Source organism: Enterobacter sp. 03-F-07-AD-ECC (genome assembly GCF_047530935.1).
Classification (GTDB): Bacteria; Pseudomonadota; Gammaproteobacteria; order Enterobacterales; family Enterobacteriaceae; genus Enterobacter; species Enterobacter cloacae.
Map to the genome: position 1 here is coordinate 295014 of NZ_JBLKBZ010000004.1, position 10924 is coordinate 305937.

Here is a 10924-nt window from a genome sequence, read left to right on the forward strand (position 1 = left end):
AGAAATACATGAACCCGCTGATGTGGAATCCATGGCTAGTGCTTCTGCTTGCTGGACTTTTCGAAATAGGTTGGCCACTCGGCCTCAAGCTGGGTGCAATCAATGTGGCGATGCGCTACGTGGGGCCGGCCATTGCGGTTGCCTGTATGGCAGCCAGTGGATTTTTCCTATGGCTATCACTCAAGCATATTCCCATGGGAACAGCCTATGCGGTCTGGACCGGCATCGGTTCACTAGGTGCATTTCTTGTGGGTGTGTATGTGTTCGGTGACACGGCTTCCTTGATACGTTGGGCCGGCATTGCGCTTGTTGTCTCCGGAATTGTCTGTTTGAAAATGGGATAAGCGAAACTTTCTATGAATACCTCTATTTCACCGGCCCGGCTCCTTCTGGTGCTAAGCCTTGCTGCGACCTTGTCTGGCTGTGCATCAAACGGAATGACGAGATCTGCGTTTCTTGGTAATTACGATGCATTGGAAAAAACGAAGTACGAGAACGTTTTACTCTTTAAAGCGCCTGGCTTTGAGCCCCGTCATTACCGGGAAATAGTAGTCGAGGGTGCTCAGATAGTGACGGGAACTGGACGCATTGATGGTCTTGACTCGGAGCAAGTGCGTGAGCTTCTCGATCATGTCAACAGTGAACTGCGACACCTCCAAACCAAGTCCGAAGCTCCCTCCTCGTCAGGCCGCATACGTGTGCGTGTGGCAATTACGACCATTGAGACACCTAATCGAGCAGTCAATACCCTAACGACGTTGCTTGTTGGGCCAGTGACAACCGGCGGAGCCAGTTTGGAGTTCGAGGCAGTAGATGAACAAACAGGTCGTCGAGTTGCTGCTGCTAGCTGCTTCGGGCACGGCAACGCTCTCGCTGATTTCAAAGGGTCCTATACACTGCTCGGACATGCAAAGTCTGCAATCTCCACCTGCCTTGAACAGATCAATAGCGCTTGGAGAAGTGCTGACTCGTGAATAGCATTTATTCCATACCTGCGCGCGCCACAAGCAAAGTGCGAGAAACCCCATTAAGAGGGTTGGTGGGGTGCCTTTCTTGGATCGCCAGCATCATTCTGAATTCGCTCGGTTCCACCGCAAAATTGCCGTGGCCTTTCGTTCTTTTCTATTCGAGAGGTTGCGCGATGCTATTTGCGGGGGTAAAGCGACTGGAGGCGTGTAGATCCACGCGGTTGGGTTTGGCCTGCGCGATGGCGATGGTAGTTCTGACAGGGTGCTCCACCTACCGTCCTTGGATCAACCCACCACTTTCCGAGGCCACCTTAGTGGCTTCCGCCGAGGGCGACCAACGCATCCGGCCGCCAGAGGTCAACCAACCGGTCGTTGTCGCGGTAACACTGTCAGGTGGAGGCGCGCGGGCGGCGGCCTTTGGCCTGGGCGTGCTGCGCGAACTCAAGGCCACACGCTTCGCTCTAGAGGGCCAGGAGACAACTCTGCTGGACCAGGTGTCTTTGGTCAGCGGCGTGTCGGGGGGCAGCATCCTTGCCGCGCATTTCGCGGCATTCGGCGATGCCACGCTGACTCGTTTCGAACCGGATTTTCTGCTTGTACCCTTTGAGGCGCGACTCGTACGTGAAGCTCTCTGGCCTGCGCGTCTCTATCGACTAACTTCACCTTGGTTTGGGCGCAGCCAGATCTTGGCTCAACGCCTGGACGAACTTTTCGAAGGTCGCACCTTTGGTGACGTGCGTCGACGACCGGGCGCGCCCGATCTGATGATCACGGCAACCGACCTCACTACCGGTGCCCCTTTCGATTTCACTACCGAGCAGTTCCGGCTAATCTGTTCCGACCTCGATGCCACGCCGCTGTCTTTCGCGGTGGCGGCCTCGTCGGCAGTGCCGCTGCTGCTGTCGCCCGTAACGGTACGAAACAACGCGAATACTTGTCCGCCGCCTCTTCGATCTTTGCCTATCCGTGGGCAAGATTTCAGATCACGCATCCTGCAAAGCAGCATAGACAGCTACCGCAATGCGCAGGATCGGCCCTTTATCCACCTCGTAGACGGTGGTGTCTCCGACAACCTCGGCGTACGTCTGATGCTAGACCGGCTAGTAGCCTCGGGCTCAATGAGCGCCAACTTCTCGGACGTCAAGCCCGGAAGCCTGCGCCGACTCGTGTTGGTGACTGTGAACTCCGAACGCGGCCTGAGCGAGCGCGTGGACAGTAGCGACCGAGTCCCCAGTACGACGCAAGTACTTGAGTCGCTGATCTTCGGTGCAGACGCTCGCGAGACCCAGGTGACGCTGGCCATGCTTAACGACGACCTGCAGCACTGGCGTTCCGAGATTGCTCGCACCCGTGGCCAAGCGGACAGCCCCTTTGCAGCTGACGCAGAAATCCATGTAGTAAGCGTAAGTCTGAACGACGTGCCGGACGACAAGATCCGGCACTCGCTGCTACGCGTGCCCACAGCCTTCACAATCGAGGCCAAGGATGTCTTGGACCTGCAAACTGCGGGAAGCGAAGCACTGAGGCAATCCGAGGAGTTTCTGGCGCTGATTGAATCTTTAAAAAGAATCTCGACGGGCAAGCAGACAGTGCCTAGGACTCAGCTCCCCTTGATATTTAAGTGATACCGATACCGGGCTTTCGTCCGAGTTCCCAAGAGGCACTTCCGCCGATAACCTTGGCGGCAAGCTGTTGCCCCAGCCGCGGCTCAATCACCGGCCGCCACGGCACTAGGCTGAACCCCATGCCGTCATCGAGCATCGCGTAGCGCCCGCTGGAGAGCATGACGGAGCGCCGGTAAATGCCGGCGACGCGCTGGCCGTCTGTGACAGAGCGATGTTCCAGGCCGGTTTCCGCCGCAATGTCCTTGGCGGCTTGTGCCAGTTCCCGACTGCGCAGCGTGCCCAGCAGATTCCGGGCAAGGATCACGCGCTGCCCGCGCCGCTCGGCTAGCCCTTGTTCGGCCAGGAAGTTGGCGCGCTGCTGCATAGCCTGCTTGGCGTCGCCGCCAAAGCCCAGTTCGCCCAGCCCACGACCGCCGCCGATCAATTGTTGGTCGAGCCAAGTCGCGCCGATCACGCGCACCTGCCGCTCGATGGGCAGATGCGTTTTCAGCTCCACGGACACACCGCCCAGCCGTTGCGCGTCGTACTGACGGCCACGCTCGGCCATGTCGTCCGGCACCTTCCATAGCCCTTCGGCCACGCGCTCCACGACGCCGGCCCGGCGCAGGGCTTCCAGCCGCCGGACGTGGGCGGCGACAACTTCCTGCGGGTCGCGTCCGGGTACTGCCCGGCCTTGCTCGATCGCCAGGTGATGATCGGCGCGGTACAGGCCATCGCTCGCCAGCGCGGCGATGTTCTTGTCGGCGGCGCGCACGTCGGCCGAACCCTTCACTTCCACCACCGCGCCCGTGGGGTAGTTCGCCAGCTCGTCGCGGGCGTTCAGCGTGACGTAGTGGGCCTTGCCATCCGTGCCGTCGATGACCAGATAGCCCCGGTCGTGCAGCTCGTCGGCCAAGCCCTTGGCGGCCACGCGGCCGAGGATGGTTCGGCCGTCGTCGCCTGGCTCGAACACCGCCAGCTCGCGCGGCTCGCCGCGCATGGCGCGCTGCATGGTGCGGATGATGTCGCCGCGCTCGCCCAGTGCACGCAACGTCTTCTCCGCGTCTGTATGGACGGCCCAGGTGCCGGGCTGCACCTCGTCGGCCAGGCCCAGGCGCTGCAAGCGTTGCAGCCGGCCGATCAGCAGCAGGCGCTGGCGTTGTAAGTCCGGCTCATTGAAGCGTTCGATTCGCACCCTGCTATCCTCGCCGGCCTCGCGTTGCAGCGTGCGATCGAGGCTCGTCCATCGCTCCTGTTCGACCTCGCGCCCCAAGGTCTGCTGAATCTCCAGTTCGGTGCGCGGCCCCAGCCATTCGGTCGCCAGTTCGGCGGCCCGATGGCGAAAGCCGTGTGCGATGTAGTCGCCCGCGATGATGAGGTCTTTGCCGGTGTCGTCGCGCCCGCGCACGATCAAGTGGGTATGCGGGTTGTCGGTGTTCCAGTGATCGACCGCGACCCAATCCAGCCGTGTGCCCAGGTCGGCTTCCATGCGGTTCACCAGATGGCGGGTGTAGGTGCGCAGGTCGTCCAGCTCCACGCCGTCTTCGGGGGACACGATGAAGCGGAAATGGTGGCGGTCATCGGCGCAGCGTTCCTTGAAGGCGTCCAGGTCGGCTTCGTCGGACTGCGGTCCGTAGGCCTGGCCAGGTTCGCCATCGCGGCCCGCGCCGTCGCGCTCGACGTACCGCAGGTGTTTGGCGAGCGACTGCGGGCTGGCCCGCTGGTGATTGACCAGCAAGGTCTTGATGGTCACGCGCCGCGACATGGGCGTTAGCTTCGCCCCGGCGAAGCGCGCTGCCGTGTGGCCGCGCCCGAGCCGAGAGCCGGGGCGCTGGCCGGTGCCTGCGGCCCCAGGACGGCGCACCGCCGACTTGCCGCTGCTGGCTTTGCCAGCCTGCTTGAGCACCTTGGAAACGAAGCTCTGCCCCTGGCCCTTGCCCCGGTTCTTCGGGGCGCTGGGGCGCACCCGGAAATCGTCGTCGCGGCGGTCGGTCATCGCCATTCTCCCGGCAAGCTCAGGCGTGTCCTGTCGTGCGAAGCACGCGGGCATGCCTGCATTGGCGCGACCCTCGCGCCGAACGCGGCACGGCGGCAAAGCCGCTCCGTGCTGTGTTCCCCCCATGTGCAGACAGGCTTTCGACGCGGCCCAGTGCCGCGTCCTTTTGTCTTGCCTTCCGCCTTTGCCCTTCGCTGTCGCTCCAGGCACCGGCGGCCCGGCGGCGCTGCTGCGTGAGCAGCCAGCGCGCCGGCGAACGCGCCAATGGCCGCAGGCCGGGCGCGTTCGAGGCAAGACGCCTGCACGTTGGACGGCTGCGCCGGATGCTGCGCGACGTGCGGTGCGAATGCACCAGCACGGCAACCGCGACGACACGGCAGCAGCAGCGAGAACGACATGCCCGATGGCACGCCGGAGCGTAGCGAATCGGCGGCCATCATGGGCGTATCTCCAGCCACACCGGATGCGCAATGCCGATCACGGCGGATGCGCTGACCGGGCCGAAGTAACGGCTGTCGAACGATGCTGGATTGGTCACGCTCAACAGGAACAGCTCGCCCGGTTCGAGGCGGCGGCAAAGTTGCAGGGACGGCAGCGCCCGGCCCAGCCGGTCGGCAGGCAGCACGGCGGCGGAAGGCACGCCGTCGATGCGTACCTGACCGGCGACGATGCAGACGTGTTGCGGCGCGACCGCGCCCACACGTTTGAGCAGCGGAACGCGCGTCGGCAGATAGCCGCGCTGCGCAGCGAGCGCGGCGGCCGTGGCCGAAAGCGGCACCAGCACGATGTTGTCCACGGACAACGGGCGTGGCAATGAGGCGGTGCGCGGGTCGAACGGGTCAATGCGATACCAACCGACCGCCACGCTGTCGGACGGGTTGTAGGTCAGACGCGGCAGCGGCGACACGAAAGCCGCCCAGGTCAGCGCAGCGAAGCCGATGGCGGCCAGTGTCGCCAGCACGATGCGAGCGCGCAGGCGTGAGCGAGGACGCGGTGGTACGGCGGGCGCGTTGGCCGTGGTGGTCGGGGCCGTCATGGCAGCACCTTCCCGGCCAGCCAGGCGGTATGCCGCTCGGCGTTGTATTCGGGCAGCGCAAGGCGAGCCGCAAGACGGTTGCCCAGCGTGCACCAGTACGCGGGCGACACGTCGATGGCGGCGATGCCCAGCGCCTCGATGCCGTCGATACGTTCCAGCACGGCGCGCACGTTGGCATCGCCTTCGGCGTGCAGCAGCAAGCGTGCACCCGGCTGCACGCCGGGGATGCGCTGCGCCGCGTCCAGCGGTGTGCAAGCCTGCATCACCATGAGTTGCCAGCGGATCGTGCCGTAGTCGTTGGCCTGCCAGCGGATGCGGCAGAACATCGCGCTCGGCAGGAACACCGCGCAGCGCCGCCAGTCGTCCAGGCGCAGCGTGCGTGCGGGTTCGCCGAAGCGCAGGTAGAGCTTGAAGCGGTGTTCGAGATAGGCCAACGAAACGCGCGTCAGCGGCACGTTGCCGGCCTGTCCGGCGAGTGCTACGGGATGCAGCGGCAGCGCAGCCGGTGCCGCGTTCGCGGCAGGCAAAGCGGATGCGGTCATGGTGTGTTCTCCGGTGGAAACTCCCGCTCCAGCAGACCGCGCAGCAGGTCGGCCACGGTCACGCCTCGCGTGAAGGCCAACACCTTGATGCGCGCCCGCATGGCGGGCGTGATGTCGAGGGTCAGGCGCGCGGTGTAGAGGTCGCCTTTGCCCAGCGCGTCGGCATCGCCCTGACGAATCCACGCCTCGGCGTGCGGATTCGCGGGCGGACGCGCGCCGATGCCGACGCGCTTGCCCGTGCGTTTGCTGTTGGGTGGCTGCTGCGCTGTCATGTCGGCCACCGCAGCAGTTCGTCCACCAGGGCGGTGATCTCGCGGGCGGCGGCACTGTCGGGCGCTGTCTCGCGTGCGAGCCGGCCAGCGGCCACGCTGTCGGCGAAGACGATGCGCTGATGCACCTCCGAGCGCAGCGCGGGCAGCGGCTGTTCGGCGAGCGATTGCCGCGCCTCGCGCCCGATGATGGTGGTGCTGACGCGCCGGTTGATGACGAAGGCCGCGCGGAGCAGCGGCCGGAACACCTGCGCCTCGCGGATCAGCGAAACCATTTCCGAGCTGGCCCAGAGGTCGTAGGGGCTGGGCTGCACCGGGATCAGCACGCGCTCGGCCGCCAGCAGCGCGGAGCGCGCCAAGGCGGCGATGCGCGGCGGCCCGTCGATGATGACGTGATCGGCCCGCCTGGCGAGTTCTGGCGCTTCCTGATGCAGCGTTTCGCGTGCGAGGCCCACGGCGCTGAACAGCCGTGGCAAGCCTTGCTGGCTTCTGCGCTGCGTCCAGTCCAGGGATGAACCCTGCGGGTCGGCATCGAGCAGGACGACATGCTGGCCGCGCATCGCCAGTTCGCCCGCGATGTGCGTGGCGAGCGTGGTCTTGCCGACACCGCCTTTCTGGTTGAGCAGAGCGAGGATCATGGCGCGGCCCTCCCTGCTGGAAAGCCGGGCTTTACCTGCCGTGCAAAACGCTGTTCGCCGTGCCGTTTCTCGGTTGTCCACCGAAACGGCGCGCTTCTACTAAAAGTTATGTATTTCTTGTTAGGGAAGTTAGAGGGGCCGCAAACCCGCGCCGTTATTGGCTTTCCGGCGTTTTCGTACTCCTGATAGCACGATAGGCGTACTCCCGATAGCACGATACCCGGTACTCCTGATAGCACGAGGCCGTCCACACCTTTTCCACGAGTTATCCCCGTGCCGTGTGCAGCACGGGCCGGAAGGTCAGCAGTTCTTGTCCGTCGTCCGGCATTCGCTCGATGCCCAGGACGTAGCCGGGCAGCGACTGCCGCGCCACCAGGACGCGCAGGTCGTAAGCGAAGTCGGAGAAGCGCGCAGCGCTGCCCGACTTGCGGTGCAGGTGCCGGAAGTCGAATTGCCAGCCGCCCGGCTGCTTGCCGCCGTGCTTGCGCACCAGGCGGTACAGCCAGCGCTCGATCCCGCCCTTCAAGCGGAAATAGGCTGGGTCGATGGTCAGCACCAAGGCGGCATCGAGCACGCCCGCATAGAACCAGTCCGGCAGGATCAGTTCGATGCCCAGCGGCACGCCGCTGGCATCGGCCAGTTCCTTCCACTCGTTGATCCACGAGAAGCGATGCAATCGCCTTCCCGTGGTTTCGCGGATGGACGTGGCCACCGTGGTCGATTGCAGCCGGTCGAGCGCGGCTTTCAGGCGCAGGTAGTCGTTGAGAGACGTGCCGCGCCCGATGAAGCGCAGGATCTCGTAGGGAGTGGCGCGTATCCAGCGCGACGGGCGCAAGCCCGCGTCGCGCGCCTCCACGATCTGCGAGGCGGCCCAAATCAGCAGGTCGGCATCCCATATCGTTGCGATGCCGTGCTCCTGCGTACCCTCCACGCGGATGGTGATGCCGCCGGCGCGGAAGTCGATCGGCGCGGTACGCCGCGACTTCGCCAGCGAGAAGAACGGAAAGGCCATCAAGTCCTGGCTGTCGCGGGGTGCCATGTCGCCCGGCAGCGCGCGGAACAGGTCGAGCTGTTCGCGCTGCAAGGCTTGCCCTGGCGGGCTGGACATGGCGACGGCCACCCACGCGCCAGCGATCAGCGGCCATCACGGTAATCGCCCGCGTGGCGTTCGGCATATTCCGGGTCGGAAGTCGCCTCGTAGCTGCGCTGGTCGGCCCAGGCATCGAGGTCGGACACCGCGTACATGACGCGGCGGCCGAACTTGCGGAACTTCGGGCCGCCGCCGATCACGCGCTGTTTCTCCAGCGTGCGTGGCGACAGGCGCAGGTACTCGGCGGCTTCGTCGTTGGTCAGGTAGCGTTGGGGCTGCGCAGGCGCAGCGACAGCAGCGGCGGCAGGCCGCAAGGGAGCGGGTCGCATGGGATGTACCTCCATCAAGCCCGGCCACACCACGCGGCCGGTTAGAGGCACTTTCAAGAAAGCGAGGCTGCTTGCTAAGGGACGATCTACGGGGGACGCGAAACGTCCCCCCCTACTGCAACGGCGGCGGAAGCTGTGCCAGGCGGCGATAGCCGCCACGCATCAGCGCATCGCCACGACGTACCAGCCGCCGCACGCGGGCACGTAAGGCGCTGTCCTTGTGCCAGTCGGCGGCGACGGCATCGGCGCCGAACAGCCCTTCGGCCACTTCGCGCAATGACGCGCCCGCCAGGGTCGCGTCGAGCGTCTGCAAGGTGTGCAGTTCCAGCACCGCGGCCGTCGTGGGCCTGGAACGGGCCGCCGCCGCAGGCGTGGCAACCGTGGCCACGGCCAATGCGTCCAGCTCGGACGCGAGCGTGCGATAGCGCGCGCAGGGCGTGGCGCAGGCGCGGGTGGCGTAGAGGTAGGCCATGCCGTCTTCCAGGCCCGGCGCGAGCGCGAGCCGCAGGCAGCAGCCGGGCCAATGCGACACCAGCACCAGGCGCTTGCCGTCGTGGATCAGTTGCTTGCGGCCAGGGACGCGCCAGAACTCGAAGGCATGGGCTTCGGGTGGCGGGTCATCGTCCGGGTAAACCTGCACGACGGCATCGTGATCGGGAAACCAGGCCGGATGCGCGTCGCGCGCATCCAGGGCTGGGTCTTCCAGCAGGCGCAGGCCCCACGCCTGCGCCGTGTCCGGCCGGCGGCGGCGGCGCAGCCAGTCGCGGCGGTAGTCGGGATTTCGGCGCAGGTATTCCCACGCCAGCGCAGGGCCGTCAAGGTGCAGAACGTAGAGATAGGCCGCTGTCGGATACCAGTGTTCGGCGCTGCGATCAGTCATGGCGAAACCTCCCTCTGTTTGGGATGCGTCGCCACGATTTCCGCGATGCGGGAACTATCGAAATGCCATCAGGTCGTCATCAAAATTGGTTAGGCTGTAACTGTCGGTGTCAAGACCATTTGGCTCTGCGTGTTGCGGAAATCGTCTGAATGCGACGGCTACGCCTTCAGGAAAATGACGCGCAGCACCGAACACCGTGCCGCAGCCCGCGCCCAAGATCAGGACTGTTTTCAACAGGATCGCACCACTTCGGTGCAAGAATGCGGATTCAGACCTGCACGGTCTTGATCAAGATTGAAATAGTCACGATGCGCCCCGGCTGGCTAGGCCGCGCTGGTTTTCATCAGTCCGTGATCGCGCCGTTCTCCTGCGCCAGCCGGACGTACTCCGATAACGGGCGCACCGCCTGGAAATACCGATCCCGCCGCACCGGCAGCTTGCGCGGCCCGACGATGCCCGCCAGGTCGGACAGCTTGACCATCCCGAGCTCAGGCATACCGATACCGAGGTCGATCAGGCCGTAGGCCGTGTCGCCATCCGCCGGGTCGAGCGACACCAGCAGCCAGGTCACATGCGCGTCCGGGGTGAACAAGCGCACCACGGGCAGCGGGTCGAGCCGCTGACCAGCGGCGAGCGCCGCGCCGTGGGCCAGCAGCCGGGCGCGTTCATCAGCGGTGACAAGCGGCAGGGTCATGGGCAGCTTCTCCACGAAACCGACGATGCGCGAATGCGCTTTGGTGCCGAAGCGCAGAACTGCCGAAACGCATCCGTGCATTCGTGTGGAAGCACCGATGTGCAAGCCATCGCATCCGTAGAAGAACAGAAGCGCCGAAGCGGAATTGTCGGAAGCCGGAAAGACACGGATGCGATTCCCCGGTTCTGTCGGAATCCGCATCTGCGGATTTCCGTAAAAGCACGAAAGCGGGCCTTTCAGCCATGAATGAACACTATAGATTGTAGCCCTATAGGGCGCAATGGGCTGTCATCTTGGTTTTTATGGGGAAACCAAGTTAGTGACAGCGAAACACTCATTGGCAACGGCAATACGGACAGTCAGGAAGGCGCGAGGCTTGAGCCAGGAAGCGTTCTCCGACGTGTCCAGCCGCACCTATATGAGTACGCTGGAGCGCGACTTGAAAAGTCCGACCCTGCACAAGCTGACCGAGCTGTGCGAGGTCATGGAAGTGCATCCGCTGACGCTGTTGACGCTGGCCTACGCCGGCGACGACACGCACAAGGCCGACGAACTGCTGGCGCGGGTGCGCCAGGAGTTCGAGGCCGTGCTGAAAGAGCGCGACGCGCCCTAGCGCGTCTGAATGCCCGCAAGCGGAGCGCGCAGCGCCGCCAGGCGCGAAGGCGTGAGGGATTGAAGCCGAATGGACATGACGCCATTGGCGGCATGGGGCGCAGCCCGAAAGCCCGGCGGCGCAATGCGCCGACACGCCATGCTGTTCCTACTGCCACGGGCTTCGAGCCATTCGACCATCACCAATGCAATGCTGGCCTTGGACATGCGGGACATGGGGCAACTGCCGAAACCCTGTGCGTGCGATGCTGCGATCAGCAGCACCG

General features: G+C 64.6%; 14 protein-coding genes. 4 read left to right on the plus strand and 10 right to left on the minus strand.

All coding sequences use genetic code 11. The features are described 5' to 3' along the window. Nucleotides 1-8 precede the first annotated feature (8 nt). The 3 genes from ACMWKA_RS08735 to ACMWKA_RS08745 all read left to right on the plus strand — a co-directional run bounded on the left by ACMWKA_RS08735 (nt 9) and on the right by ACMWKA_RS08745 (nt 2593). Nucleotides 9-344: a DMT family transporter gene (locus ACMWKA_RS08735; protein WP_080750184.1), complete on the plus strand. Its 336-nt coding sequence runs from the start codon at nt 9-11 to the stop codon at nt 342-344. Between the two features lie 12 nt (nt 345-356). Continuing rightward, a complete protein-coding gene (locus ACMWKA_RS08740; RefSeq protein WP_036412908.1) occupies nt 357-974 on the plus strand; it encodes a DUF3313 family protein in 618 nt (205 codons plus the stop codon). 308 nt (nt 975-1282) lie between these two features. Further along, entirely contained in the window at nt 1283-2593 is a 1311-nt protein-coding gene (locus ACMWKA_RS08745) for a patatin-like phospholipase family protein (RefSeq protein WP_414760127.1), read from the plus strand. On the opposite strand, the gene ACMWKA_RS08750 is transcribed toward ACMWKA_RS08745, so the two are convergent. From ACMWKA_RS08750 to ACMWKA_RS08790, 9 genes are all read right to left on the minus strand, one after another. After that, on the minus strand, nt 2586-4568 hold the full coding sequence (locus tag ACMWKA_RS08750; protein WP_313605946.1) for a relaxase/mobilization nuclease and DUF3363 domain-containing protein: 1983 nt from the start codon (nt 4566-4568) through the stop codon (nt 2586-2588). The two genes, ACMWKA_RS08745 and ACMWKA_RS08750, sit on opposite strands and share 8 nt — an antisense overlap. A gap of 436 nt (nt 4569-5004) precedes the next feature. Next, a complete protein-coding gene (locus ACMWKA_RS08755) occupies nt 5005-5604 on the minus strand; it encodes a S26 family signal peptidase (protein WP_100185505.1) in 600 nt (199 codons plus the stop codon). After that, complete coding sequence (locus ACMWKA_RS08760) at nt 5601-6146, minus strand: DUF2840 domain-containing protein (RefSeq protein WP_100185504.1); 546 nt, start codon at nt 6144-6146, stop codon at nt 5601-5603. Before ACMWKA_RS08760 ends, ACMWKA_RS08755 begins: the two co-directional genes overlap by 4 nt. Continuing rightward, nucleotides 6143-6418, minus strand: a complete 276-nt coding sequence (locus ACMWKA_RS08765) for a chromosome partitioning protein ParB (protein ID WP_100185503.1) — start codon at nt 6416-6418, stop codon at nt 6143-6145. The genes ACMWKA_RS08760 and ACMWKA_RS08765 overlap by 4 nt, the downstream gene beginning before the upstream one ends. After that, nucleotides 6415-7053, minus strand: coding sequence for a ParA family partition ATPase (parA, locus tag ACMWKA_RS08770; protein ID WP_004883061.1), 639 nt, complete (start codon nt 7051-7053; stop codon nt 6415-6417). The genes ACMWKA_RS08765 and parA overlap by 4 nt, the downstream gene beginning before the upstream one ends. A gap of 265 nt (nt 7054-7318) precedes the next feature. After that, nucleotides 7319-8161 (minus strand): replication initiator protein A, encoded by an 843-nt coding sequence (locus ACMWKA_RS08775; RefSeq protein ID WP_004883059.1) that lies wholly within the window; start codon nt 8159-8161, stop codon nt 7319-7321. A gap of 26 nt (nt 8162-8187) precedes the next feature. Then, a complete protein-coding gene (locus ACMWKA_RS08780; protein ID WP_004883058.1) occupies nt 8188-8472 on the minus strand; it encodes a helix-turn-helix transcriptional regulator in 285 nt (94 codons plus the stop codon). Between the two features lie 112 nt (nt 8473-8584). Continuing rightward, nucleotides 8585-9352 carry a DUF2285 domain-containing protein gene (locus ACMWKA_RS08785; protein ID WP_004883055.1) on the minus strand — a complete coding sequence of 256 codons (768 nt, stop codon included), beginning with the start codon at nt 9350-9352 and terminating at the stop codon, nt 8585-8587. A 343-nt stretch (nt 9353-9695) separates the two neighbouring features. Continuing rightward, a complete protein-coding gene (locus ACMWKA_RS08790; RefSeq protein WP_028699139.1) occupies nt 9696-10046 on the minus strand; it encodes a DUF2958 domain-containing protein in 351 nt (116 codons plus the stop codon). Between the two features lie 319 nt (nt 10047-10365). Between ACMWKA_RS08790 and ACMWKA_RS08795 the strand changes: the two genes are divergently transcribed. Next, nucleotides 10366-10659: a helix-turn-helix domain-containing protein gene (locus ACMWKA_RS08795; RefSeq protein ID WP_064717570.1), complete on the plus strand. Its 294-nt coding sequence runs from the start codon at nt 10366-10368 to the stop codon at nt 10657-10659. On the opposite strand, the gene ACMWKA_RS08800 is transcribed toward ACMWKA_RS08795, so the two are convergent. Next, on the minus strand, nt 10656-10924 hold a 269-nt coding region (locus ACMWKA_RS08800; RefSeq protein WP_414760128.1), incomplete at its 5' end, for a hypothetical protein. The two genes, ACMWKA_RS08795 and ACMWKA_RS08800, sit on opposite strands and share 4 nt — an antisense overlap.

What these genes read in the sequence shown, in the direction of transcription:
- ACMWKA_RS08735 (WP_080750184.1), top strand. Translation starts at nt 9, where the DNA reads ATGAACCCGCTGATGTGGAATCCATGGCTAGTGCTTCTGCTTGCTGGA.
- ACMWKA_RS08740 (WP_036412908.1), top strand. Translation starts at nt 357, where the DNA reads ATGAATACCTCTATTTCACCGGCCCGGCTCCTTCTGGTGCTAAGCCTT.
- ACMWKA_RS08750 (WP_313605946.1), bottom strand. Translation starts at nt 4,568, where the DNA reads ATGACCGACCGCCGCGACGACGATTTCCGGGTGCGCCCCAGCGCCCCG.
- ACMWKA_RS08755 (WP_100185505.1), bottom strand. Translation starts at nt 5,604, where the DNA reads ATGACGGCCCCGACCACCACGGCCAACGCGCCCGCCGTACCACCGCGT.
- ACMWKA_RS08760 (WP_100185504.1), bottom strand. Translation starts at nt 6,146, where the DNA reads ATGACCGCATCCGCTTTGCCTGCCGCGAACGCGGCACCGGCTGCGCTG.
- ACMWKA_RS08765 (WP_100185503.1), bottom strand. Translation starts at nt 6,418, where the DNA reads ATGACAGCGCAGCAGCCACCCAACAGCAAACGCACGGGCAAGCGCGTC.
- parA (WP_004883061.1), bottom strand. Translation starts at nt 7,053, where the DNA reads ATGATCCTCGCTCTGCTCAACCAGAAAGGCGGTGTCGGCAAGACCACG.
- ACMWKA_RS08775 (WP_004883059.1), bottom strand. Translation starts at nt 8,161, where the DNA reads ATGTCCAGCCCGCCAGGGCAAGCCTTGCAGCGCGAACAGCTCGACCTG.
- ACMWKA_RS08780 (WP_004883058.1), bottom strand. Translation starts at nt 8,472, where the DNA reads ATGCGACCCGCTCCCTTGCGGCCTGCCGCCGCTGCTGTCGCTGCGCCT.
- ACMWKA_RS08785 (WP_004883055.1), bottom strand. Translation starts at nt 9,352, where the DNA reads ATGACTGATCGCAGCGCCGAACACTGGTATCCGACAGCGGCCTATCTC.
- ACMWKA_RS08790 (WP_028699139.1), bottom strand. Translation starts at nt 10,046, where the DNA reads ATGACCCTGCCGCTTGTCACCGCTGATGAACGCGCCCGGCTGCTGGCC.